The organism is Paenibacillus sp. 01T431 (genome assembly GCF_056398625.1).
The window spans coordinates 29,796-53,138 of record NZ_JBFTPT010000010.1; the positions used below are offsets into that span (position 1 = coordinate 29,796).

The 23,343-nt window shown below is 46.3% G+C and carries 24 protein-coding genes; 16 read left to right on the forward strand and 8 right to left on the reverse strand.

Annotation, left to right across the window (positions count from 1 at the left end):
• Positions 1-115 precede the first annotated feature (115 nt).
• Genes AC1DM9_RS18845 through AC1DM9_RS18855 form a run of 3 tightly spaced genes read left to right on the forward strand, consistent with a single transcriptional unit; the run spans position 116 to position 2,077 of the window.
• Positions 116-439, forward strand: a complete 324-nt coding sequence (locus tag AC1DM9_RS18845; RefSeq protein ID WP_076266345.1) for a hypothetical protein — start codon at positions 116-118, stop codon at positions 437-439.
• Positions 409-1,233, forward strand: a complete 825-nt coding sequence (gene yidC, locus AC1DM9_RS18850; protein ID WP_076266344.1) for a membrane protein insertase YidC — start codon at positions 409-411, stop codon at positions 1,231-1,233. Before AC1DM9_RS18845 ends, yidC begins: the two co-directional genes overlap by 31 nt.
• A 19-nt stretch (positions 1,234-1,252) precedes the next feature.
• Positions 1,253-2,077: a sugar phosphate isomerase/epimerase family protein gene (locus AC1DM9_RS18855; protein ID WP_477581602.1), complete on the forward strand. Its 825-nt coding sequence runs from the start codon at positions 1,253-1,255 to the stop codon at positions 2,075-2,077.
• Between the two features lie 92 nt (positions 2,078-2,169).
• On the opposite strand, the gene AC1DM9_RS18860 is transcribed toward AC1DM9_RS18855, so the two are convergent.
• Entirely contained in the window at positions 2,170-2,712 is a 543-nt protein-coding gene (locus AC1DM9_RS18860) for a DUF5673 domain-containing protein (RefSeq protein WP_477581604.1), read from the reverse strand.
• Between the two features lie 561 nt (positions 2,713-3,273).
• Here AC1DM9_RS18860 and AC1DM9_RS18865 point away from each other — a divergent pair.
• The gene (locus tag AC1DM9_RS18865) at positions 3,274-3,549 is read left to right on the forward strand and encodes an alpha/beta hydrolase (protein WP_441874623.1); all 276 of its coding nucleotides are present in this window, start codon (positions 3,274-3,276) and stop codon (positions 3,547-3,549) included.
• Positions 3,550-3,612: 63 nt separating this feature from the next.
• On the opposite strand, the gene AC1DM9_RS18870 is transcribed toward AC1DM9_RS18865, so the two are convergent.
• Entirely contained in the window at positions 3,613-3,783 is a 171-nt protein-coding gene (locus AC1DM9_RS18870) for a hypothetical protein (protein WP_339205489.1), read from the reverse strand.
• Between the two features lie 485 nt (positions 3,784-4,268).
• Between AC1DM9_RS18870 and AC1DM9_RS18875 the strand changes: the two genes are divergently transcribed.
• From AC1DM9_RS18875 to AC1DM9_RS18895, 5 genes are all read left to right on the forward strand, one after another.
• Positions 4,269-6,239 (forward strand): helix-turn-helix domain-containing protein, encoded by a 1,971-nt coding sequence (locus AC1DM9_RS18875; RefSeq protein ID WP_477511262.1) that lies wholly within the window; start codon positions 4,269-4,271, stop codon positions 6,237-6,239.
• Positions 6,240-6,302: 63 nt separating this feature from the next.
• Complete coding sequence (locus tag AC1DM9_RS18880; protein WP_477581796.1) at positions 6,303-7,328, forward strand: FecCD family ABC transporter permease; 1,026 nt, start codon at positions 6,303-6,305, stop codon at positions 7,326-7,328.
• Positions 7,325-8,338: a FecCD family ABC transporter permease gene (locus AC1DM9_RS18885; protein WP_477581607.1), complete on the forward strand. Its 1,014-nt coding sequence runs from the start codon at positions 7,325-7,327 to the stop codon at positions 8,336-8,338. The genes AC1DM9_RS18880 and AC1DM9_RS18885 overlap by 4 nt, the downstream gene beginning before the upstream one ends.
• A gap of 9 nt (positions 8,339-8,347) precedes the next feature.
• Positions 8,348-9,217 (forward strand): ABC transporter ATP-binding protein, encoded by an 870-nt coding sequence (locus AC1DM9_RS18890; RefSeq protein WP_477581609.1) that lies wholly within the window; start codon positions 8,348-8,350, stop codon positions 9,215-9,217.
• Positions 9,214-10,938 carry an ABC transporter ATP-binding protein gene (locus AC1DM9_RS18895; protein WP_441874627.1) on the forward strand — a complete coding sequence of 575 codons (1,725 nt, stop codon included), beginning with the start codon at positions 9,214-9,216 and terminating at the stop codon, positions 10,936-10,938. Before AC1DM9_RS18890 ends, AC1DM9_RS18895 begins: the two co-directional genes overlap by 4 nt.
• A 322-nt stretch (positions 10,939-11,260) precedes the next feature.
• Here AC1DM9_RS18895 and AC1DM9_RS18900 read toward each other — a convergent pair whose 3' ends face one another.
• From AC1DM9_RS18900 to AC1DM9_RS18910, 3 genes are read right to left on the reverse strand one after another with little or no spacing between them, the layout of a single operon-like run.
• Entirely contained in the window at positions 11,261-11,806 is a 546-nt protein-coding gene (locus tag AC1DM9_RS18900) for a chromate transporter (RefSeq protein WP_477550615.1), read from the reverse strand.
• Positions 11,793-12,431 (reverse strand): chromate transporter, encoded by a 639-nt coding sequence (locus AC1DM9_RS18905; protein WP_441874629.1) that lies wholly within the window; start codon positions 12,429-12,431, stop codon positions 11,793-11,795. Before AC1DM9_RS18905 ends, AC1DM9_RS18900 begins: the two co-directional genes overlap by 14 nt.
• Positions 12,432-12,881, reverse strand: a complete 450-nt coding sequence (locus AC1DM9_RS18910) for an Lrp/AsnC family transcriptional regulator (protein ID WP_339209783.1) — start codon at positions 12,879-12,881, stop codon at positions 12,432-12,434. It lies immediately after the preceding gene.
• Between the two features lie 287 nt (positions 12,882-13,168).
• On the opposite strand from AC1DM9_RS18910, the gene ggt reads away from it, so the two are divergent.
• The 5 genes from ggt to AC1DM9_RS18935 all read left to right on the forward strand — a co-directional run bounded on the left by ggt (position 13,169) and on the right by AC1DM9_RS18935 (position 18,098).
• Entirely contained in the window at positions 13,169-14,749 is a 1,581-nt protein-coding gene (gene ggt / locus AC1DM9_RS18915; RefSeq protein WP_477581612.1) for a gamma-glutamyltransferase, read from the forward strand.
• Positions 14,750-14,768: 19 nt separating this feature from the next.
• Positions 14,769-15,959 (forward strand): amidase, encoded by a 1,191-nt coding sequence (locus AC1DM9_RS18920; protein WP_477581798.1) that lies wholly within the window; start codon positions 14,769-14,771, stop codon positions 15,957-15,959.
• A gap of 19 nt (positions 15,960-15,978) precedes the next feature.
• The gene (locus tag AC1DM9_RS18925) at positions 15,979-16,839 is read left to right on the forward strand and encodes a fumarylacetoacetate hydrolase family protein (RefSeq protein WP_477581614.1); all 861 of its coding nucleotides are present in this window, start codon (positions 15,979-15,981) and stop codon (positions 16,837-16,839) included.
• A 68-nt stretch (positions 16,840-16,907) separates the two neighbouring features.
• The gene (locus AC1DM9_RS18930; RefSeq protein ID WP_477581616.1) at positions 16,908-17,606 is read left to right on the forward strand and encodes a pirin family protein; all 699 of its coding nucleotides are present in this window, start codon (positions 16,908-16,910) and stop codon (positions 17,604-17,606) included.
• A 165-nt stretch (positions 17,607-17,771) separates the two neighbouring features.
• Positions 17,772-18,098 (forward strand): hypothetical protein, encoded by a 327-nt coding sequence (locus AC1DM9_RS18935; RefSeq protein ID WP_477581618.1) that lies wholly within the window; start codon positions 17,772-17,774, stop codon positions 18,096-18,098.
• Positions 18,099-18,301: 203 nt separating this feature from the next.
• On the opposite strand, the gene AC1DM9_RS18940 is transcribed toward AC1DM9_RS18935, so the two are convergent.
• Complete coding sequence (locus tag AC1DM9_RS18940; protein WP_076266332.1) at positions 18,302-18,433, reverse strand: DUF4023 domain-containing protein; 132 nt, start codon at positions 18,431-18,433, stop codon at positions 18,302-18,304.
• Positions 18,434-18,671: 238 nt separating this feature from the next.
• Here AC1DM9_RS18940 and AC1DM9_RS18945 point away from each other — a divergent pair, with 238 nt between their 5' ends.
• The gene (locus AC1DM9_RS18945) at positions 18,672-19,334 is read left to right on the forward strand and encodes a hypothetical protein (protein ID WP_441874634.1); all 663 of its coding nucleotides are present in this window, start codon (positions 18,672-18,674) and stop codon (positions 19,332-19,334) included.
• A 165-nt stretch (positions 19,335-19,499) separates the two neighbouring features.
• Complete coding sequence (locus tag AC1DM9_RS18950; RefSeq protein WP_053373644.1) at positions 19,500-19,730, forward strand: cold-shock protein; 231 nt, start codon at positions 19,500-19,502, stop codon at positions 19,728-19,730.
• A gap of 132 nt (positions 19,731-19,862) precedes the next feature.
• Here AC1DM9_RS18950 and AC1DM9_RS18955 read toward each other — a convergent pair whose 3' ends face one another.
• Together AC1DM9_RS18955 and AC1DM9_RS18960 are read right to left on the reverse strand one after the other, a co-directional pair.
• A complete protein-coding gene (locus AC1DM9_RS18955; RefSeq protein ID WP_441874635.1) occupies positions 19,863-21,485 on the reverse strand; it encodes a response regulator transcription factor in 1,623 nt (540 codons plus the stop codon).
• Positions 21,482-23,338, reverse strand: a complete 1,857-nt coding sequence (locus tag AC1DM9_RS18960; protein WP_477581622.1) for a sensor histidine kinase — start codon at positions 23,336-23,338, stop codon at positions 21,482-21,484. The genes AC1DM9_RS18955 and AC1DM9_RS18960 overlap by 4 nt, the downstream gene beginning before the upstream one ends.
• Positions 23,339-23,343 lie beyond the last annotated feature (5 nt).

Below are 23,343 nucleotides of genomic sequence, written 5' to 3' on the forward strand. Positions count from 1 at the left end.
GCCTGCCATTTTTGTTTGCATATTCGAGATTTTGACAGTCGTCATTTGATCAGAATTACTGTTATAATATCCAGATAGAAAGAAAACTATTTTCAGATGAAGGGAGGTGAGTACATTGTTCGAGCTTGAACTGCATGACATCATACCGTATCTCATTTCAATCAGCTTACTTTGTTCATTAGCGTATGCTTACGCTTCGCATTTGCATTCTGGTGCCTATGAGTACTGGGAACGGAATCAGGTTGTAAGTATAATGTATAGTTTGCTGCCGCAGGTATTGATTCGTTCAATACCGCTGCATCATTGGTTAGTTCGCAAGGTAAAGCGGAAAGAATCGCCAGATGATGACATAGCAGACTGTTCCAACTCGTTTGTTCAGCTATTTTCAAACAAACGAGGAGGATTTTTATGCAAACGAACAATGTATTCACTTCTTTAAAATACGGACGTGTATTAATGGCCGGTTTGATGCTGGCAGGGCTGCTTCTAGTAAGCGGCTGTAGTACGGCTAGTGGTACGATTGATGGAAATACACCGGGTATTTTTAACCACTATGTCATTTACCCATTATCAGCGGTGCTTCAATATCTGGCTGATATGTTTGGCGGAAATTACGGTTTTGCGATTATTGGCATTACACTTATGATTAGACTTGTTCTACTGCCGCTCATGATGCGCCAGTATCGCTCTCAGAACCAGATGAAAACAAAGATGGCTATCCTTCAGCCGGAGCTCAAGCAGCTCCAAGATAAGTACAAAAACAAATCAGATGCAGCATCCAAGCAGAAGCTGCAGCAGGAAACGATGCAGCTTTACCAGAAGCATCAGGTGAATCCGCTCGCTATCGGGTGTTTGCCAATGCTCATTCAGATGCCGATATTGATGGGTCTATATTCCGCGATTAAGCTTACGCCAGAGCTGGCAGATCATTCGTTTCTTTGGTTTAAGCTAGGCTCGCCGGATATTGTGCTGCCGATTATCGCAGCGCTCGTTTATTTTGTACAATTCAAGGTTTCGCAGACGACGCAGCCCAATGCGAATGCTGCACAACAGAAGCAGATGGCTTTCATGGGTTACCTGTCTCCGATACTGATGGGCGTATTCGCTCTATCGGCACCGGCAGCTATCTCACTTTACTGGGTAACAGGTGGGTTGTTCATGATTGCGCAATCTTATTTAGCCAAAAAAGTGTACGCGCCGAAGGTGGATGTCGCACTCGAGGGCAGCGCCTAAACTTGAAGGAGACGATCAGATGTCAGTCGGTGTACTCGCTCATTTATTCGGAAGCTTGCCGTACAAGGAGCTTGCTCCTAAGGTTGCGGAGAGCGGCTTCAGCCATGTGCAGCTAGCTTTGTGGAAGGCGATTAGCGATGTCGATTTCAGCAAGCCTGGGAACTTAAGCCCAGGTCTTGCGAATGCAATCGGCGAGCAGTTCGATAAGCATGGCGTTTCGATTTCAGTGCTTGGCTGCTATGTTCATTTATTTGAACGTGACGAGCAGCTGCGCCGTGCCAATGTGAATCGCTTTAAGGAGCTGCTGCGCTATGCGAAGTATTTCGGAGCGCCAATGGTAGCTGCGGAAACGGGACGGAATGAAGGCGGAGACTACACTGACCGAGATTGGTCCGTGATGAAGGCGACATTAGAGGAGTTAGTAGAGGAAGCTGAGAAGTGGGGCGTCTTTGTCGGTCTAGAGGCGGCAAACGACCATTTGATTGGAACGGCTCCTGAGCTGGCTCGGATGCTGGGGGAGGTTCCTTCCTCCAATATCGGTGTCGTTATTGATCCTGGCAATCTGCTGACATCTTCTAATTTTACGAGGCAGGATGAGGTCATTGGGCAAGCGTTCGAACTGCTCGGTGATCGTATTATTGCGGCTCATGCGAAGGATCGCATGCTGCTCGGGAGTGGCGAACTGGCTACCGTAACTGCTGGCCTCGGACAGATGAATTATGAGCTGTATATGAAGCTTTTGAATCAATATAAGCCGCATGTACACATCATCATGGAAGAAGCGAAAGAGCATCAGATGGCGGAGTCAAAGGCTTATATAGATGGAATTCGTGCGCGGGTATAAGGATATAAAAGCGAAAAAACAGTAGACCATGGGACTCCCGAGGGCTGCTGTTTTTGTTTTTTTTATATTTGGAAAAGACGGTTTAGCCCGTCCTATTCAGTTGGGATTTCATCTGCAGTACTTGAAGTCGGAACATTTCGAAGCAGCACAAGTAATTTTTTTTTGGAATCAGCATGAACTACTCCACGGAATACTTGATGTTTTGTATGGATGTCGAGTGAAAATTTCGTATGAAAAGGATCTGTTTCCGTCAATTGATAATAAACAACATCCTCCCAAGGAATGACTGTTTTTGCATGGTACACGCCATCTTCACCAATTGAATAATTGATTTTACCGCCAGAGAATATGGTGGTGAGCATAATGGGGAAAACATACGCAAACCAGTGCTTATAAACGATATCCGTTAAACCAAAGATAAGCAGTATCCATAAGGTCGTAACGATAACTACATACAAGAGCACCGTGAGAGTGAATTTTTTGTCGGGAATAAGGAAAGATGGATTATATACCTGAACATTTTTTTTGGATTTTTTAAATATCCGAAATTGTTTATGCTCATTGTAGAAGGACCAAATGAGGATCAAGCAGCTGAGGATGTTCAATAATAATGTAAACAAAAAATCGATGTGCAATTCGGTCGCTCCTCGTATATTTGCTGTAGTTGTTAGTATAAAGGGATGTATCTGATAAGGTAGAGGAGGTACTGAGAGCAGTTGAATAAGAATTGTTACTCTTCCATTGATTATAGGGATAACAATACTTTTGTACCAAGGGACTAAATTCCTATTTCATTTAAATTATATTTGATTTAAAAGAGCGCAAGCAACGAAATATAGTTTGGTAATTTCCGAAAGAGGTTTTGCGTGCATTAACTAAACGCTAACAACTGTTTATCGGTGGAATCTAAAAAAGAAGTAAATACTGCAGAAAATGCCGTAGCCTTATCACTTCCAGGTTAACGGTATTTTTATGTTGGCTTAATTGAAAATTGATTTGAAATCCTCAAATATGTAAGAATGGAATAGGGATTTATTGTAACCATTTTAAAATATATACTATGATAAAGAAGAAGACGAAAGAAAAATTAAATGATGAGTAAACTTTGTTCCAGAGCCAAGGGAGGCACATCGTGAGCCATAAAATATGGATGGGTAAGCAGACTGATTGCTTATGGAAAAATCATCAATGATGTTGTGACGCTGCTTGCTGTCCTGGAGGAAGCCGAAGCTTTTGAGAAGAGTTTCATAAAAGAGGGCAATCTACCGAGGTTGATGCTCACTATTGGTGCAGACGAGCTTCCCGCTATGGTGAAGGATGCAGAACAGCTTGCTGAGCGGCTGCTGCCCCTTGCGGAAAAAGGCTTTTATTCTGAAATGGTGAAATTTTGTGATGAGAGTCATGTCAGTGTGCTGCCAGCGGCAATTAGCAGAGTATTGCGGTTCGCGTTATCGAGCAATCATAAGGGATGATAATTTAGATTTTTAAGAAAACCTCTAGTCTACCGAAACGTAGCTGGAGGTTTTTTTGCAGTCCTAACTGCTGATAGAAGCTTGTTTGGATTTAATGATTTTTTTGCCTATAAATCCTATCAAACCTAATCCAGCAAAAGCGAACATGATGCCCTTGTAGTCGTATAAAAAAATACGCATAATAATAAATCCAGCCAATCCACCGTAATAGGCGAATTCAAATATTTTTTTCATTTATATATCCTTTCTTGAAGAGTAGTCTCCAATCGGTCAAATCACTAGACATCATATTTTGGTGATATTTGGTATAATACACTAAATTTTATAATTTATATAGTGCTAACTATGACTTATGCAGTTCGCTGAATGAAGTGGGAATTGTGAGAATTTATGCTTGAATAAACCGGCCACCAAGGGCTTTAAGCTGAAGAGATATTTTTTTGGGAAATTTGCTTGTTTTAGTTGCCCTTTTACCACTCGTGTGCCAATTACGTCAGTAACGTTATAAGGGGATTGTATCCTACGAAGTAAATATTTCTCTCAAACGTGTCTAGCGCACACTACTGCTAAAAGGATGAAGAAAAGCATAACGTCCGTTGCCTGCTCCCCAATGTCAATTAATGATGATATACTTATCTAACACAAATGATATTGATAATCAAAATCAATTATTAGCGGTAAGTAAATTAGAAAAAAGTGAAATAAGGGAGCTCGGATAGATGCAGGAAGAAGCAGAAGCAAGCCAGGTATATACACCAGAGATGATCGATACGATGGCCCGTATTTGGACACGTTCGGTCATTACATTAATAGATGTACGCTTTCAGAATATAGAGCCCCAATACCCGTTAGAGCAGTATAAAATGCCTAGTAGCATGTTTATCTATGCATGTGGAGGAGAAGCGGAAATTCAACTGAATGAAACCACATTTGGAATGGAGCGCTTCGGTTTAGTTCACGGCGGGAAGGGGAGCCTGCTCAGTATTTCGCCTAAAGGGGGAAATGTGAAGACCTTTATGATGTTTTATAAAGCAGAATTACCTCTTTTTTTCAATAAGTATCTGCAGCAATTACTGGAGCAAGTGAATCCATTTATTCAACAGTTTGGTTATACGCCAAGTAATCCCATCTTGCTGCTCGATTGGTTTCAACAGATGATGAATGGCTGGAACCGCGGTAAGGCGATGGATCAGCTGCAGGCCAAAAGTTTTCTATTTCAACTGATTCATGGGGTGTACAGAGATTTTGAGGGTGGTGAGATTAGGTATCTCCAGCCAGATCCAGCCTGTTCTGCCAAGATATATCTTGATAAACATTACAGAGAGCCGATTATGTTTCAAGAGATTGCCGATATGTTTGGCATTAGTGGTGGGCAATTGACGCGGCTGTTTAAAAAGAAGGAAGGGATGAGCTTACAGGAGTATCTCATTCAGAGAAGGATTGAAGCTGCGTGTCATGACTTGAAGCATACAGAAGCAACCATTAAAGAGATCGCAACAGGATCTGGTTTTGCAGATGAGAAAAACCTGTTTCGGATGTTTAAGAAGTATTACAAGATGACGCCAAGTGATTATCGGAAAATAAACGCACTATCCATGCAGGTTGATGGTATTGATAACGATTCTCATCTTCATTACAATAAGATGGAACTAGCGAATCTAGTCAAGTCTTATAGAGAAGGGGAATCAACCATGTTTGGACAAGTAAGAAGTAAAGAAATGATTTTGGCGGCGGCAATGAGCTTGATGCTGTTGTTGTCGGCATGTACATCGGGGACGCCAGCGAATAACGGAGGAACGGTGAATCAAGCGCCTGCACAGACACAACAGACGACACAATCGGAAGTCTCGGAGACGAAAGCTTCAGAAGCAGTCTCGCAGACCAGAACGATATCTACAGTAAAGGGTGATGTTGAGGTGCCTAGCAACCCTCAGCGTGTTGTAGTCGATTATTTGGTGGGTGATGTGGTGGCCCTAGGTGTAACTCCTCTAGGTGTGGCAAGAGCGGCAAGGGGCGAGACGGAACCTGTGTTTGCTAACCAGATTAAAGACGCCATTAATATAAAAGCGGAGCCGGAAGATGTCATGACTCTTGAGCCTGATCTAATCATTTTAGCATGGGGTGATGAAAATTATGAAGATTTATCCAAAATTGCCCCGACAATTTATGTCCCTTATGGTGATATGACTACAGAAGAGCGGATAAATTTTATTGGTGATGTTTTGAATAAGCAGGAAGAGGCTAAGGCTGTTTTGAATGCTTATGCCGGAAAAATCGAAGAGGCGAAGCTAGCCCTTCAGAATGCAGGTCTTTCAGACGTGACGATTACGATGGGAGAATTCAGTGATAAAAGTAACTACGTTGCTGGAGCCAAGCATGCGGTTGGCGAGCTTGTTTATAATGAACTTCAAATGCAGGCACCGTCAAAAGTTCAAACTGATATTATTGACACTGATAGATATTGGGGAGATATCTCTATGGAGGTCTTGGACGCTTACATAGGGGATTATCTGATCTCCATAGGAGATACGGAAATACCTGCTGATAATGCGGTTTGGAAATCACTACCTGCTGTGCAGAACAATCATATCGTAAAGGTGGGTACATCGCTATCTTGGTCCACGGATATAATGACTTCCAGTGCATTGATCGATCATATTGTAAATCAATTGCTGAAATTAGCTAAATAAGGTTTTTAATATAAGAGCAATGTTTCAAACTAGATTGTCATTAGGTGAGGAAAGGAACACATGATGAAAAACAAGCCTGAACAAAAACGCCGTGGAGCAATAAACTTCACCATGTACATGGTGGTAGGGCTTGGATTAACGGTTCTCATGTCGGCGGCATCGATTAGCTTCGGTGCCGCCGACATGAGGTTAGCGACTGCATGGGAGGCTATTTTCCGATTTGATCCAACTCTGACTGAGCATCAAATTATTCAAACCCTACGTCTTCCTCGTACCGTAGCCGATCTGATTGTCGGGTGCAGCCTTGCGGTATGCGGGGCTATTATGCAGGGGACGACGCGCAATCCGCTGGCCGACTCTGGGCTGATGGGAATCAGCTCTGGGGCAGCATTCGCGATTGCACTTTGCCTGGCCTTTCTGCCGGGTTATTCGTATGGGCTGATGATGCTGTTTGCTTGTCTGGGTGCAGCGCTTGCGACCGGGATGACCTATTTTTTCGCTTCACTGGGCAAGCGCGGAATGACGCCTCAGCGGTTGGTTCTGGCAGGACTCTCCATATCCATGCTGTTTGGTGCACTCAGTCAGTATTTAGCGATTAATTATAACCTTGGTCGAGCATTAGCATTTTGGACGGCAGGCAGTACAGCGGGGACTAAGTGGGGGGAATTGCTGATTATTTCACCGCTATTTGTTGGTGGCGTACTGCTGGCGCTGGCGCTGTCTCCTTCCGTTACACTGCTCAGTTTGGGGGATGATGTGGCAAGTGGACTCGGTATTCGCAGCGGATTGGTCAAGGGTCTATCGACGATTATCGTGCTCGTGCTGACTGGACTTTCTGTTGTCATGGTTGGCCCTGTTGGTTTTGTTGGTCTGATTACCCCGCATATTGTACGATACATGGTCGGTGTCGACTATCGGTATATTATTCCTGCTGCTGCGCTATATGGTGCGTTGCTGACCGTATCGGCCGATCTGGTTGGCCGATTGATCAATAAGCCTTTCGAAACACCGATTGGCATTATATTTTCTATCATTGGTGTACCGTACTTTCTCTTCCTGGCTCGCAGGCAAAGGAGGGAATTTGAATGATCAAGCAGCGTTATACGGTGCAACGGGGCATCATCGTCAATGTAGTGCTCTTGGTGCTCATCCTTATGTTTGCTGTCCTTAGCGTGAATTCTGGCAAAATGAATCTTTCGCCGCTAGAAGTGCTGAACGTTCTTCTGGGAAACGGTACCGACAAGCAAAATCTGATCGTGTTCGATTTTCGCCTGCCACGAATTGTACTGTCGATCTTGGTAGGTCTGGGGATGGGAGCGTCTGGGGTCGTGATGCAGAGTTTGCTGCGCAATGACATGGCTAGTCCGGGGACACTTGGAATTAGTTCGGGATCGGGTTTGTTTGTCCTGTTCTTCGTCGTATTCATTGCATCGACAGGAAAGAGCGCCTTTATTGCCCTGCCATTGCTGGCCTTTGTTGGGGGACTTTTGGCGGCAGGATTGATCTTCTTATTATCGTATCGCCGTGGGCGAGACATCTCGCCAATCGGTTTGATTTTAACCGGTGTCGCGCTCGGAAGCGGGTATGGGGCGCTGACCACCTTCCTGACGCTCAAGCTGGATGATTCGCAGATGAACTTCATGCTGCACTGGCTGGCGGGAAGCTTGTGGGGCGATGATTGGCGCTATATTTCCATACTAGCACCATGGGTCTTGATTTTGCTCGGCTATATTTTCTATAAGGCTCGCATGCTGAACACCCTCTATCTGGGCAATCAGACGGCACAAGGGCTGGGCCTTGCCGTGAAGCGGCAGTTTTTGGGGTTGTCGATCGCTGCTGTTGCTTTATCCTCTGGCAGTGTGGCCGTGGGTGGAAGCTTCTTCTTCGTTGGCTTGATCGCACCGCATATGGCAAGAAAACTGGTCGGGCCCGATCACAAATTGCTCGTTCCGGCTGCCAGTCTGACCGGGGGATTAGTCGTGGTTCTGGCTGACACGATTACGCGCACGGTTAGTCTTGGGGGAGATGTGCCGACGGGAATCGTTATTACGGTCATCAGTGTTCCTTACTTTCTTTATTTACTAGTGAAGGCCAATTAGGAGGACGCCATGGAATGTATTACAGCGCAACAAATCGATATTGCCTATAATGATACACTTATCGTAAAAGAACTGGATTTGCAGATTCCGCGTGGACAGATTACCTCGATTATTGGTCCCAATGGATGCGGCAAATCAACCGTACTAAAGGCAGTCGGTCGGCTGCTCAAGACGAAACATGGCACGGTTTATTTGAATGGTGCCGATATCCACACACTGTCCACCAAGGAAGTAGCCAAGCAGATGGCGATTCTGCCGCAGACGCCGACCGCACCGAGCGGTTTGACAGTCGGTCAATTAGTCGCCTATGGGCGCTTTCCTCATCAACGGGGCTTTGGCAAGCTTTCCAAAGAGGATAAGCAAGTAGTCGCTTGGGCCCTATCGGTTACACAACTTACAGTGCTTGAGCATCGTGAGGTCGATACGCTCTCTGGCGGTCAGCGTCAGCGCGTATGGATTGCGATGGCGCTCGCCCAGCAGACCGATCTGATCCTGTTGGATGAACCCACCACTTATCTGGACTTGGCGCATCAGCTTGAAGTGCTGGAGCTGCTCTATGAACTGAATCGCAGTCAGCAGGTGACGATTGTGATGGTGCTGCATGACCTGAATCTGGCAGCGCGCTTCTCCGATTATATGGTAGCGATTCGTGAGGGCCAGGTGGTGGAGCATGGCTCGCCAGAGCGCGTAATGACGGTACGGACACTGCGTGAGGTGTTTGCCATTGATGCCGAGATTATGCTGGAACCACGAACGGGGCGACCGGTGTATGTGACGTACGAGCTATTGCGTGATAAACGTAGAGAACAAGGAGCGGATCAAGGAGCAGATGAAGCACTCCTAAAAGCTAAGGAACAGAAGGAGGCAATTGCCACATGAAAATCGCATGGCGTGTCCTACTGGGCGCCCGGAAATACTGGTTACAGTTAGGCATTGGATTTGCCGGTGTCTTAACGGCTACAATGGCAGGGTTTTATTTACCCTGGGCGCTCCGCTCGTTGACACAATTGGCGACTGAAGGTAGCAGTCAGTTTGCCTCGGAAGCGCTGACGATTGGTTTGTTGCTGCTTGGAGCCACCTGTCTGCAAGCCATCGGAACATCACTGGCAGGTTATATGAACCATTATGCCGCACTTCATTATGTGGCGGATTTAAGAACAAGATTGTATAGCAAATATCAGCAGATGAGCTTGCGCTATTTCCATCGAAGCCGGACGGGTGACTTGACCGGGCGCGTTGTTAATGATGCGATGGAAGCGGAAATTTTCATTGCCCATGCTATTCCTGAATTTATCATCAACGTACTGACTTTTATCGGAGTAGGCATCTTGCTCTTGACGATCAATGTGAAACTGGCACTGATCAGTCTAATCACGATTCCGTTGCTGCTTGCGATCACGATATGGCAAAGCAAGCGCTTGTCGCCGCTGTGGGGAGAGAATTCCAAGGCGCGGGGAGAAATTGCTGGCAAGGTTCAGGAAAACTTGTCGGGCATGAAGGAAATCCAAATTTTCAATCGGCAGGAGGAGGAGCGGGGCAACGTTTCTCGTCTGGCTATGAAAAATACTAAGGCCTATTTGCGCGCTAGTCTGTTCTATGAAACCTCTGTACCGTTGTTGGCATTTGTGACCGCGCTGGGTACCGTGTTTATTGTGATAATGGGCGGCAGACTGATGGCAACAGGCGAGGTAAGCATTGCTGATATCATCGGATTCATCGCCTACCTGGGTATGTTTTATCAACCGGTAAAGTCCTTTTCCGGCTTGGTAGAAATGGGAGGGCGAGCCGCCGCTGGTCTTAAACGGGTATATGATGTGCTGGAAGAAGAGGAAGACATACAGGAGAAGCGAAACGCAGTTCGTTTGCCTCGTGTACAAGGACAGATATCCTTTCAAAATGTCTCATTCGCTTATCAAGATGGTGCGCCTGTACTAGAGAGGCTGAACCTCACTATTGAACCCGGAAAGACCGTGGCGCTTGTAGGAACAACCGGCGTAGGAAAGTCGACATTGGCCAGTCTCGTTAACCGTTTCTACGATCCAAAGGCCGGTTCGATTCGAGTAGATGGCATCGATATTCGTGATGTGACGCTCTCCAGCCTACGTGACAATATCTCGATGGTGCTGCAGGATACCTTCTTGTTTGATGGCTCGGTGTATGACAATATCGCTTATGGCTGGAAGGACGCGACCCAGAAAGATGTGATTGATGCAGCGAAAGCGGCTAAAGCGCATGATTTTATAGCACAGATGGAGCAAGGCTACGATACGGTAATTGGTGAACGCGGTGTGCGTCTGTCCGGAGGGCAGAAGCAACGGCTCTCGATAGCACGGGCGATTCTGCGCGATGCACCGATCCTCATTCTGGATGAAGCGACATCGGCGCTTGATACCAAGACCGAGCAAGAGATCCAGCAGGCGCTGGACGACATATCCAAGGATCGCACAACACTGGTAATTGCCCATCGGCTATCGACGATCCTTCATGCCGACCAGATCGTCGTGCTGGAGGGTACAGAGATTGCCGAGATGGGTACGCATAAGGAACTGCTGCGAAGTGGCGGGATTTATGCACGATTGTATGCGACGCAAGCCTCTTGAATGTACTATGGTGCTAACAGTTGTATAGACATATTCCTTTCCCTCCCTGGAGCGTTCGCTCCGTTCATTTGTCAATGGTAGGGAGCAGGGCTTGATAAAAACATGAAAACCCGCAAAAAACCTTGATTTTATAAGGCTTTTCGCAGGTTTTCTTTCCTCTTCTTAGATTTATCTTCTGCTATCAACTATAAAAAAATAAACTGATTGTTATTCCTGCAGCACTCACCCATGTTATAAACTTTTTTGATTAATCGTTATATTCATGAAAAAATAGGGCGAACCCCACTAGACATTTGCTACTGGGATTCGCCCTATTAGTTATTTATAGTACGTTCAAATGAGGAATAACAAGACCGCCATAGGCGAATGCGATAACGATGACGATGGCAGGATGAATTTTGCGGAACTGCATCGCCCAGAAAGCGACTGCTGCAATAATGAGCGATTGCACAATTCCGATTGATTCGATAGAGCTTTGAGCCATTTGCCATGTAAGAAGCAGCATCATTATGGCAATTACGGGCTGTACAAGCAGCGTCATTCCTTTGACTACAGGCGATTGACGATGCTTCTGCAGCACCTTAAGAAGTAGAATGAGCGCAACAGCGGATGGAACAATCGTTGCAGCTAATGCGGCAATTAAGCCGATCCAGCCGCCGACATCGTAGCCGACAAAGGCGGCAATTTTAGTCGCAATCGGACCTGGGAGTGCATTGCCAAGCGCCAGTATGTTTGAGAATTCTACTGGTGTCGTCCATTGATGATTCGTTACAATCTCCCTGTACATAAGCGGAATGGAGGCTGGTCCGCCCCCGTAGCCAAGCACATTAGCAATAAAAAATCCGATAATTAAATTAATCCATTCCACGCGTTACGCCCTCCTTCTGCTGGCTGCTTCGGAGCTGCTTCTGCTTTTTTTTGCGCTGAAGGGCTGCAACTGTTTTCAGATGAAAAGCACCGTAACCAAGAAATAAAAGAATGACGATAGCAGGATGAATATGAATGCCTTGCAGCAGTCCGAATGCTAATGCAAAAAAGCCAAAGCCGACGTATTTGCCAAGTCCTTTGACGGCACGTTCTCCGAATTCATAGGCCATCATGCCAAGCATGACAGCGATGACAGGCGTTACCGCACCGATCATACCTTGTATGAAGGCCGCGCTGCTGAGGAATTGAACCGTCGTTAATAGCAGAATCATCGCAACAGCAGAAGGGATGATATGGGCGAGAACAGACACGATGGCACCGAGAGTACCTTTTTCGCGATACCCTAAATAGGCGGCAATCTTTGTTGCGATCGGACCTGGCAGTGCATTAGCAAGCGCAAGAATTTCGCCAAATTCCTCATCTTCAATCCATTTATAGTTCGTAACTGCCTCGTATCGAATCAGCGGGATAACGGACGGGCCGCCCCCGTAGCCAAGAATACCTGTCTTCATCATCGCCCATGAAAGCTGCATGTAGCGGTTATTCATTATTTTGCCAGCCATCATCTACAGCCTCATTCCCATTCGACTCTTGTAACGATTGATTAACACCTGACAATCGACGCTCATAATGCCGGGCAGTGTGTAAAGCTTATCTTTGAGAAAATGCTCCATCTCCTGATTGTTGCGAAACAGACCATGCATATGCAGTTTACTCGGTCCAGTCATATGGTAGAGGCTTGTGACAAACGGCTCTGTCGAAAGCTGATCAGCAACGGCGTGCAGATGCTTAGGCTCTACCTCTACATTGAAAAAAGCCGATACATTTATACCGATTCGCTCAGGGTTAATGACGGCCGTGAATCGTTCGATGACGCCGCCGTCCATCAACGCATTAATCCGAGATTGGACAGCTACTCGCGATAATCCAATCTCCTTCGCTAAGTCTGTGTAAGATATTCTTCCATTAATATTGAGCTCAGCAATGATTTTACGATCGATATCATCAATTTCCATGATTTTTGGTTCATCAATAAGCTTTTCTTGCACTTGTTCATCAGCTCCAATTTTATTTCATTATTTTGCAAGGTGTCTTGTAATACCGAGTTTTAATTACCATATGTATAAATATATACACATCACCATTCGTTTTCAACACAATTAATAAAAAGAAGTTACATTTTTATTGCCTATCATTCTCTGAGGTGGTATTTTAAAAGAATACACAATGTTATATTATCTAACATATTAATAATGAATTGCGAGTTTGATTAGAGTTATATCCATTTTTAGGGGTGGTAGATATGAATCAATCGGTCATCGGAACCAAAACTATGGTTGTCAGCCCTCATTATTTAGCTACTGCAGCTGGCGCTCGTATGCTTGCGCAAGGTGGGAATGCTTACGATGCAGCTGTCGCTGTGAGCGCATGTCTCGCCGTCGTTTATCCGCATATGACAAGCCTTGGAGGAGACTCCTTCTGGCTCGGCTATCATCATAGTGAAGGAAAGGTGCGCGGCTATAATGCCAGCGGCCGATCTGGTTATAAAGCTAGTATTAGTGCTTACGATGGCTTGGCGGCGATTCCGAATCGGGGCATTGGCAGTATCGTAACGGTGCCCGGCATGGTAGATGGCTGGGATGCGGTTCACCGAGAGTATGGCAGACTGGACTGGGCGCAGGTGCTGGCACCCGCTATTGATTACGCCGCGAATGGCTTCCCTATGTCGAATGATCAATATCAAAATACGGTTCATAATGAAATCGTTCTTGCAAGAACACTCGAAACAGCAGATATATACTTGCCAAACGGGCAGGTGGTTAAGGTTGGCGAGCGATTTAAGCAGCCTGCGCTTGCGAAGACGCTGCGCCGTTTAGCTGAATTTGGGCGCGATGAGTTTTATAAAGGCGAAACTGCAAAGGAAATGACGAGTTTTTTGGGCAAACAAAATGGTCTGCTTGCCGAGGATGATTTTGCGGATCATCATGGCGACTGGGTGCTCCCGATTGAGGGCACTTACCGAGGATATACGCTTCATCAGATGCCTCCCAATTCACAAGGCTTCTCCGCTATTATGGCGCTTCAAATACTAGAGCAGTTTAAGCTCGGTGAAATTGAACATGGCTCCCATAATTATTATCATCTATGCGTCGAGGCATTAAAGCTAAGCTTCCATGACCGGAACAAATATTTATCAGACCCTGCATTTACGAGCATACCGCTTGAGCGGCTCTTGGATAAAAAATATGCGGCAGCGCTAGCTGCTTCAATTGAGTTAAATCATGCTTCATGCGAGAAATCAGAGATGCTGGGCAGCGACACCGCCTATGCAGCAGTTGTAGATGAGGAAGGGAATTCCGTCTCTTTCATTCAAAGCTTGTACTTCGAGTTTGGATCGGGCGTCGTAGCGGGCAATACGGGTGTTTTATTGCAAAACCGCGGCTCGTTTTTCTCGCTTGATCCGAATCATGTAAACAGTCTGAAGCCAACTAAAAGGACATTTCACACCTTAATGCCAGCGATGGCATGTCGTGATGGCAAGCCTGCTGTGCTGTATGGCACGCAAGGCGGCGAGGGCCAGCCTCAGACGCAAACGGCGATATTTACCCGGATGATGGATTATGGCATGAATCCTCAGCAAGCGATAAATGAACCTAGATGGGTATGGGGCCGAACGTGGGGAGAACCAACGCAGGAGCTGAAGATAGAAGGGCGGGTTTCTGCAGACGTACTAGCATCGCTGGCGCGGGCGGGTCACACGGTCAAGAAAGTGAAGGACTTCGACGGCATTATGGGCCATGCCCATGCGATTATGCGAGATGAGCAAGGTTTACTGCAAGGCGGATCGGATCCGCGCTGCGATGGCGCAGCAATGGGATGGTAAAGAGGAGGCGGGGATCTTGATGAAGCAAAGCTGGAATGCGTATGCGACGGAACAGCTTGAGATAGAGCCTTTAGCTGAAGGTGTCTTAAGCGGTAAAACGTATGCGGCAAAGGATGTATTTGATATTGCTGGTCACATCTCAGGTGCAGGCAATCCCGATTGGCTGCGAACACATGACGAGGCGGATAAGCACGCTTCGGTCATAAATCGGCTGCTTAGAAACGGAGCGGCATTAAAAGGAACAACCATTACAGATGAATTGATGTACAGCATTAACGGAGAAAATGCCCATTATGGAACACCGGTGAATCCTAAAGCGTTTGGCCGAATACCCGGAGGCTCTTCCAGCGGATCAGCTGTTGCGGTGTCGGCAGGATTAGCAGATTTCGCTATAGGTACGGATACGGGAGGCTCCATTCGAGTGCCATCCGCCTATTGTGGAATTTATGGAATACGGCCTACGCATGGTGCAGTGGATACGAATGGGCTTATACCGCTGGCGCCTAGCTTCGATACGGTAGGCTGGATGGCTCGCGATGCGCAAACACTTTTACAAGTGGGCAGTGTACTGCTTGATGAGCAAGGGAGCAGTAAGGAGACATTCACGCGAATGGTGTTTGCGAAGGATGTATGGGCATTGACGGATGAGCACACATCTACAGCTTCGTCGCAATATTTTCCAATGCTGCATGATCTAGCCCAGAGGCATGAACAAGCCGTCATTGCGCCAAACGGGCTGCGAGAGTGGGTGAATGCTTTTCGGTTTATTCAAGGATTAGAGATTTGGCGTGAGCATCGGGATTGGATATTGCGCGAGCAGCCTGCCTTTGGACCGGGCATAGCGGAGCGGTTTGCTTGGGCGAGCACGCTGCGGCAAGAGGATAGTGGTACAGCTTTCACTATTCGGGAAGAAGCGCGGGCGCTTATGGATGGATGGCTTGGAGAGGATACGGTGCTCGTTGTGCCGACCGTGCCTGCGATAGCGCCACTGCTCGGATTATCGGGCTCGGAGGTTGAGCAGCGTCGTGCTCAAACGCTCGAAATGAGCTGTTTAGCAGGGCTGGCAGGGCTGCCGCAGGTTACGGTTCCGATTGCAGGCGAGCTGGGTTGTCCAATTGGCCTATCCTTCATTGCGGGTAGAGGTCAGGATATGAGGCTGTTGAAATGGGTGGCTGATCACGTCTCGACACGAATAAAGCCATTAAGCTAAAGAAAAGGAGCTGCTGGCAATGAAAATATCAACAGTAAAAAGGAATGGCAAGGAGCTCGCTGCGATACCAAGTGCAAAAGGCCTTGTTCTTATAGAAACGATTAATGAGGCAGAGAATGCCAGCTGGAGTAAAGAGCTGTTCGAGCTTATTCGTTTGGGCGAGCTGAGTCTTTTAACAGAATGGTACAAAGGAGTAGGAAAGGAAAAGTTGATGCGATTGCCAGCGATTCCGTATGAGGATGTACAGTACGCTCCGCTATACCGTTACCCTCGCAAAATTTGGGGTATCGGCATGAACTACGTAAAGGATGCGGCAGAATTAGCGTTGGCGGACCCAAATGAAGAGCCGGTCAGCTTCATCAAGCCGGATACGACGATTATCGGTCCGCTTGATGCGATACAAATTCCAGAAGGAGTTGGGAAAATTACAGCAGAAGCTGAACTCGGCATTATTATCGGAAAAACCTGCAAAAATATATCAGAAGCTGAAGTGTATGACGTCATTGCCGGGTATACGACGACAATTGATGTTACGGCAGCTGATATTCATGCTAGACATCAGAGGTTTTTATCGAGGGCCAAAAGCTTCGATACCTTTTTCAGCTTCGGGCCGGAGTTAATTACGAAGGATGAGATTTCTGATTTGCTAGAGCTGAATGTGGAAACCGCAATTAATGGTGAGGCCGCATATCGCAATAAAGTATTCAATATGAAGTTTCGCCCTTTTGCAGCTGTTGCTTTTCACTCCAGAGTGATGACGCTGCTGCCGGGCGACATTATGATGACAGGAACACCAGGTGCTGTCGTTATTCGCGGCGGAGATATAGTAGGCTGTCATATCGATGGTTTCGAGCCGCTGCTGAATACTGTTCAATTTTAAGCTTGCTCAGAGAATGAAAAACTGCTATATATAAGTAAGTAAATAAAAACTTGTTTGGAGGAGAAACGATGATCGATGTATTCCCCGCGGCATCGCGGCATTCGGCGGATCTAGGCTGGTTGCGCAGCCACCCAAGCTTCTCTTTCGGAGCTTATCATGATCCGAATCGAACAGGCTTTAGTGTGATGCGTGTGTGCAATGACGATTATTTGGCTCCGGAAAAAGGTTTTGGCGCGCATCCACATAGCGACATGGAAATCGTATCTATCGTATTGAATGGCCGCATTAGACATGAGGATAACATGGGCAACTCTGTCGTGTCCTCGTTTGGCGAGGTGCAACGGATGTCAGCTGGCACGGGCGTTATCCACACGGAATTTAACGCATCAGAAGATCAAGAGCTGCGTTTGCTCCAGCTGTGGTTCATGCCGCAGGAACGAGGAACGAAACCTTCTTATGAAGCGAGCCGATTCGATGTAGACAAGCTGCATAATGCACTGCTTCCTGTCGTTTCAAATCAGGTTTTGGAACAGGTTGCCTCCATAAATCAGAATATGACGATTTATCTGAGCAAGCTGGAGCAAGGAAAACAGCTTGAATACATTGTTGAACCGGGACGCAAGCAATTTATATATATTATTGAAGGTGAACTGTCGGTTCACGGCGAAACGCTTTTTGCCGGTGATGAGGCACAAATTGAGGCAGCTGAGGAGCTTACACTCACCGCTGCGGCTCCAGCCTTTTTTATGCTGATCGATTTGCCTTAGGCTTTCGAAGTAAGTTTGCATGCGCAAACTTTAAGCATACGCTTTCGAAGTAAGTTTGCATGCGCAAACTTTAAGCATACGCTTTCGAAGTAAGTTTGCTATCGCAAACTTAAGCATACGCTTTCGATGTAAGTTTGCATGCGCAAACTTTAAGGAGGGATAAAAATGAAACAAACGTTTCTTGTTAAACATGCGGTGGGTGGACGGATGTTTATTGATTCGAATAAGCTGGAAGTGCCCTATACGCTTGTTCCACAGGGGAAAGGCTGGCGATTCACGGTTTCTGTGCCATGGAGCGAAAGTATTGAAGAGCTGCTTGCGCATAAAGCGGAGCTGAACGTATTTGTTTTCCAAGAGTTTGACGATCAGCCGACGCTAAAAACGTGGTATTACGTCAAAGACGGTCCAGTTGAATATAACGCTGACGAGAACAGTCTCACGATTGTAGCGGATTCTCATATCGCCTACTACCCTCACGAGTATTCGGTTTAATAGCACGAGGCAATCATGTGCAATTATCAATTTGCTGTACACATAGGCCAGTCAGACATGCTTCCACATGTAGGGCTGGTTTTTATTTGTGTCCATACATGTCGGAGTTGTCCAGCTGCTGAAAGAAATGACCTTCTCTGCAAAGCAAGAAAGGTGCTGCCACCCTGCGGCGACAGCACCCTATCGAAGCCTTATCCAATCATTTATTTATTGGTGCTGTGCTGCTTATTTACAAGTCTCTCTGCAGGGTTGCCGTTGCCGTTTCTTCTTTTGTTGAGTTCGGCTTTACGCTGCGTAGCCTGTACCTTTTGGACAAACTCACTTGTGCTTTCCAATTGTATTTCCTCCTCGTTTTTTTGGCATTCTTTCCAACTTCCTTAATTAGAATATCCAACATTCAAAAAAACTGGCGTTAGCGTCACTTATTTTGAGAAAATCGATTGATTGTAGCATTGGGCTCCCTTATGATACCGATATATACAACTTTGATGCAGTCATTCACGTTTAACTATACAGGGAATCTTTAAATTCAATTGCACTTCAATTGATCGTACGAGCGGAGCGAGAATAATCATGTTTAGAGTCATAGCGAGGGCGCAAATGAAAGAAGGCTTCGAGATGGAAGCCATCGAAGCGGCGAAACAGTCAGATGCTGTACAACAGCTAATAGAGCAAGGGGAGATTATGACGGTTGGCTGCTTCCAATGGGAGCGAAATGTGTTCATTTATTGTGAGTGCATCGATCGAGTGCTCGAGCCCGAAGAGCTGCTTCCAGAGATGGCTGCTTTTTTGGAGAATTGGCCCGGACAGTCAGCTGCGCGAAAATGGATTCCGATGATTGATGTCTTCCATTTCAACGAGCCAGCCAGCTTTGAACATTGGCTTCGCAAAGAAACAGTTGAACGGCGTGTTGGAAGAGTGGCGCATTTAAAGCCGGATATGGCAGCAAGCTATATTTACTTTCATTATCAGCTCCAAGAGGAGCGGGCTTTCCATGGGCCGAAGTATGAAATCATTGCGATGCATGAGAATTTGCTGTTTGGTTATCAGGAATTTCCTGCCGTCGTCGAGGAGCCCATATTGCCAGGGAAGCTTAGTACGACAGGGACTCCTGCCAATTGGAGCGATTCTAGAATGGATCTTCATTTTCAACCTTGGGAGGATGGGCATTTGTATTTCAAACCGATTGAGCAGCTGTTTGTGCATTACTGCCACTCTCCAAAAAAAAGGCGCTAAAATATAGGCTGATATTTGCCTTTATTGGACGAAATATGGTACAATAAAATCAATTGCAAGTTTGAAGCAAATATTCACAATACACTGCTGTTTATAAATGATAACTGCCCCTTACTCTAAGTTCGAGGCAGTTTTTCCTTTTTTATCGCGAAGGGGGCTGACCATATGTACAATCGTAAAAAACCGCTTGAAGAAATTCCGGAAGAAAACACGAAGGTATGGACATGCGAGACGGAAGGGTGCAACAGTTGGATGCGCGATAACTTTGCGTTTGATCACGTTCCTACTTGTTTAATCTGCCATGAACCAATGGTCAGTGGCGAGAAGATGCTGCCCGCGCTCAATAACTCCAATAGTGACATGAAGACGTTGAAGAAGGGTACACCGATTATGTAGGTGTCTTTCTTAGACAAAGAGAAGCTGAGTTTTGCTCGGTTGGTTAACGCCAATTGAACGAGGCTCAGCTTTTTTTTGCCTTTGAATCAATTTATGGAGCTGACTTTAATCCTTAGCGAAAGTAGTTTCCTGCTAACTATCTCCGCTGTAATGGTGTTTCCTATAGTCGTTGGGAGAGCAGTTCGTACGTTTCTTGAAGACGCGGCTAAAATATTTCTCATCCTGAAAGCCTACCAGCTCTGCAACCTGAGCGATCTTTAACTGCCCGTTCGCCAAAAGCTCCTTTGCCCGCTTGATCCGAACCTCCGCAATAAAATCGGATAAATTGCCATTCGTCTCCTGCTTGAATTTGCGCGAAATGTATTCTCTGCTTAAATAAAAGCGCTCGGATATATCCTGCAGCGTGATCTCCTCGTGAGGATGCTGTTCAATATAGGCAGCGATGTCCTCAATGACACTGCGTTCCTTGTCATGTTCAGCCAAACGCAAGGAAACATCACACGTTTCTATAAAAACGCCCTGTTTCCACTGCTCGTAATCAAAAAATCCATTGGCATCCAAGGATAAGAGTGCCTGATCCTCAATTAAATCTGATTTGCTTCCAGTTTTGTTTTTGTCGCTTTTGTATTCCCATATAGATTTGGCGAATTCGAATTGCTGACGCCAGTTCATTAGCTGCTCTTGCGAGATGAATCCTGCTTGATCAAGTGAATCGAACCAAGGCTTTAAAGCGCGGCGGATTTGTTCTTTGTTGCCGCTCTGCACAGCAAATTTTATTTTTTCTTCATGCTCGCTAAAGAGCAGAAGCGTGTTTTTGTGCTGATGGACAGCTGCCTCAAAAGTATGGCAATACGAATCGTTAACGAGCAAATTCCGGCGCAAAAGCGCATGCTTCGCTTGTTGATAAGCGGTGGCTGCTGATGAAGGAAAGGCTGCAGCATGCCCGAGTCCAAAATGAAACCGCGTCTTCAATATCACAAATATCGCATCGTTCATTTCCTTGATTAACGCAGGCGCCAGCTCGCCATCTCCCCAAAACAGCAGCAATAGCTCCTGCTCCTGTCCGCGGTGGCGAAGCGCGAAGCCGATTTCTTTTTCCTTTAGAAATTCATTGCAAATATTCGTCAAAGAGAACAGCAGCAAATCGAGTCCTGAGGCAAATTTCTCTCTGATGAACGGAGAAGCAAGCTCAAGCTTGACCAGTGCAACACGTGCACGAGGTATAGGCTTCGTAATCCCTAACTCCAGTCTGAGTGTTTCAGCAAAATTAGAGTAGGAGCCAGGTTCGTTGATCATTGCTGAAAAATATTGCTCCAAGTACATCGGCTTAAGCTGATTAAGCTCGATATTCATCCTCGTTTTGCGGCATCGCTCCTGCTCCTCCAAGGTATAGCAGCTCACTGCTTTCGATAATGCACTAACGAGCTGCTCCGCATCAATGGGCTTCAAAATATAATCGATTCCGCCGTATTTGACCGCATGGCGAACGAGGCTAAAGTCGTCATGGCCGCTAATGACGATGATTTTGCTGGCAGGCGCATGTTCGGCCGCCCATTGCAGCAGCTCCGTGCCATTCATATTGGGCATCATCATATCGGTAAAAATAATTTCTGGCCGTTCCGTGCGAATTAATGCAGTAGCGGCGATACCGTCTTGTGCCTCAAGCAGTGTATCGATGCCGTAATCATCCCAAGGGACGAGCAGCCGTATCGCTTCCCTCACATGCTTCTCATCGTCAATGATTAATGCCTTCATCGTTCATTCTCCTTTGCGAGCGGAATATGAATCGTAACGGAAAAGCCATGCGGCTTCACGTGACGCAGCTCCATAGCAGCTGTTTTGTTAAAATGCAGGCGCAGACGCGAAAGCACGTTAGGCAGGCCAATGCCGCCTTCTTCTTGATCATTCGGCTGCCCGGTTCCGATTGGAGGCATTTTCTCCAGTTGAAGCCGCACCTCTTGCAGCCGATCCTCTGTTGCGCCGCAGCCATTATCTTGAACCGTAATCGAAAGCCATTCCCCTTGCTTATCCAAAACGCTGGTTATCAGAAGCTCCGAAGGCTCCTCCGATGATTGCACAAACCCATGCTTAAAAAAGTTTTCAAGCAGCGGCTGCAAAATCATTTTTGGAACGAGTATTTGCCTTGTCTGCTCGTCAATTAGCAGCTGCACATGGAGAGCTGTATCAAAACGCTGTTTCTGCAGATCAAGATAGGCCTGAACATAATCGAGCTCCCGGCGCAGTTCCACGACCGAATCCATGGCGTTCATTTGATAGCGCATCATTTTCCCAAGAGACGTAATGAGTGAATACGCTTTGGTGTCGCCGTGCTGCAGTGAAACGGTTCCAATCGATTGCAGCGCATTATAGAGGAAGTGTGGATTTACCTGAGCTTGCAGCGCTTTCAGCTCATTGGTTTTATTGGCAATCTCAAGCCGATATTCGGTCAAAATGAGATTGTTGATGGTCTGCATCATCGAGCGGAATCGCCTTGCGAGCAGGCCGATTTCATCATTGCTGTGTATGTCAATAGATACATTCAAATTGCCCGTCTCTATCTTGTTCACGTAACCGATTAAGCGAAGCAGCGGCTTCGTAAACCGAATTGAAATGAACAAAGTGGCTAATACGACAATGGCTAGAAAAGCGATTCCGACTGCCGTATTAATGCGGGCAATCCGATCAGCAGCGCTGAAGAGATGCTTGTAGGGCGTCTGTTTAATTAAATACCAGTCCATGTAAGGCGTCTTAATCCGATCATAAAAAATCATGCCCTTGAACGATTCCTCTTTCCAGTCAAAATGGCCGCTGTCTTGCCCGGAGCCCAAAATCGCTCCCAGCCAGCTCTGTTTAGCAGACGTACCGATTTCGTTTTTATCTGAAGAAAGCACGATTTGACCATTGGAATCCGCGATATAGAAGCTTTCCTCACCGCCGTCATAGAGCTGGCGATTTAAATCCTCTAATACAATCAATCTTACATCGATAGACAATTCAGCAAGCAGCTCATCACTTGGGGCGAGGAAGATCGGACGATGGAGCGTAAATACCATTTCCTCGCTTGCCGAAGATTTGAGGTCAACGAGTCCGTAATTATGGCTCATATGTGTAGGCTCTATATATGCTTTCTTAAAGGTTTGTGGAATGGGAACATTATTTCGCCCAACCTTAATGTCGTCATTCCATAGTAGATACGTTGCGTTTTGGTTGACCGCATAAAGCCTTACTTTATGAAACTCACTGACGCTTTGATACATGTTGTATAAATGATCCTTCAGCAGGTTGCGATTGCGAATGACGTCGGTAATATCGTTCGGGAATACCTCATCCTCCATGCTGTGCTCTAAAATATAGTACAAAGAGCGCGGAACGTTCATTGCGTTGTAGACAGCGAGCGACTTCTGATTGATGTTGTTCATGTAGTTCATAATGTTGGTTTTCCCGAGCGACAGCAGTCGATTGTTGCGGGCAATCGCATCCTCTGTAATCGATTTGGTTGTCGCATTATAAGAGATAATCATCGAGGTTGCAATCGGCAAAATCGTAGCTGCGAGCAGCAAAAGCATGAGCTTTTTGCGAATCGTGTTAAATGGCTTAATCGTATTCATGATCA

What these genes read in the sequence shown, in the direction of transcription:
- yidC (WP_076266344.1), top strand. Translation starts at nt 409, where the DNA reads ATGCAAACGAACAATGTATTCACTTCTTTAAAATACGGACGTGTATTA.
- AC1DM9_RS18855 (WP_477581602.1), top strand. Translation starts at nt 1,253, where the DNA reads ATGTCAGTCGGTGTACTCGCTCATTTATTCGGAAGCTTGCCGTACAAG.
- AC1DM9_RS18870 (WP_339205489.1), bottom strand. Translation starts at nt 3,783, where the DNA reads ATGAAAAAAATATTTGAATTCGCCTATTACGGTGGATTGGCTGGATTT.
- AC1DM9_RS18875 (WP_477511262.1), top strand. Translation starts at nt 4,269, where the DNA reads ATGCAGGAAGAAGCAGAAGCAAGCCAGGTATATACACCAGAGATGATC.
- AC1DM9_RS18880 (WP_477581796.1), top strand. Translation starts at nt 6,303, where the DNA reads ATGAAAAACAAGCCTGAACAAAAACGCCGTGGAGCAATAAACTTCACC.
- AC1DM9_RS18885 (WP_477581607.1), top strand. Translation starts at nt 7,325, where the DNA reads ATGATCAAGCAGCGTTATACGGTGCAACGGGGCATCATCGTCAATGTA.
- AC1DM9_RS18890 (WP_477581609.1), top strand. Translation starts at nt 8,348, where the DNA reads ATGGAATGTATTACAGCGCAACAAATCGATATTGCCTATAATGATACA.
- AC1DM9_RS18895 (WP_441874627.1), top strand. Translation starts at nt 9,214, where the DNA reads ATGAAAATCGCATGGCGTGTCCTACTGGGCGCCCGGAAATACTGGTTA.
- AC1DM9_RS18905 (WP_441874629.1), bottom strand. Translation starts at nt 12,431, where the DNA reads ATGATGGCTGGCAAAATAATGAATAACCGCTACATGCAGCTTTCATGG.
- AC1DM9_RS18910 (WP_339209783.1), bottom strand. Translation starts at nt 12,881, where the DNA reads ATGGAAATTGATGATATCGATCGTAAAATCATTGCTGAGCTCAATATT.
- ggt (WP_477581612.1), top strand. Translation starts at nt 13,169, where the DNA reads ATGAATCAATCGGTCATCGGAACCAAAACTATGGTTGTCAGCCCTCAT.
- AC1DM9_RS18920 (WP_477581798.1), top strand. Translation starts at nt 14,769, where the DNA reads ATGAAGCAAAGCTGGAATGCGTATGCGACGGAACAGCTTGAGATAGAG.
- AC1DM9_RS18925 (WP_477581614.1), top strand. Translation starts at nt 15,979, where the DNA reads ATGAAAATATCAACAGTAAAAAGGAATGGCAAGGAGCTCGCTGCGATA.
- AC1DM9_RS18930 (WP_477581616.1), top strand. Translation starts at nt 16,908, where the DNA reads ATGATCGATGTATTCCCCGCGGCATCGCGGCATTCGGCGGATCTAGGC.
- AC1DM9_RS18935 (WP_477581618.1), top strand. Translation starts at nt 17,772, where the DNA reads ATGAAACAAACGTTTCTTGTTAAACATGCGGTGGGTGGACGGATGTTT.
- AC1DM9_RS18945 (WP_441874634.1), top strand. Translation starts at nt 18,672, where the DNA reads ATGTTTAGAGTCATAGCGAGGGCGCAAATGAAAGAAGGCTTCGAGATG.
- AC1DM9_RS18950 (WP_053373644.1), top strand. Translation starts at nt 19,500, where the DNA reads ATGTACAATCGTAAAAAACCGCTTGAAGAAATTCCGGAAGAAAACACG.
- AC1DM9_RS18955 (WP_441874635.1), bottom strand. Translation starts at nt 21,485, where the DNA reads ATGAAGGCATTAATCATTGACGATGAGAAGCATGTGAGGGAAGCGATA.
- AC1DM9_RS18960 (WP_477581622.1), bottom strand. Translation starts at nt 23,338, where the DNA reads ATGAATACGATTAAGCCATTTAACACGATTCGCAAAAAGCTCATGCTT.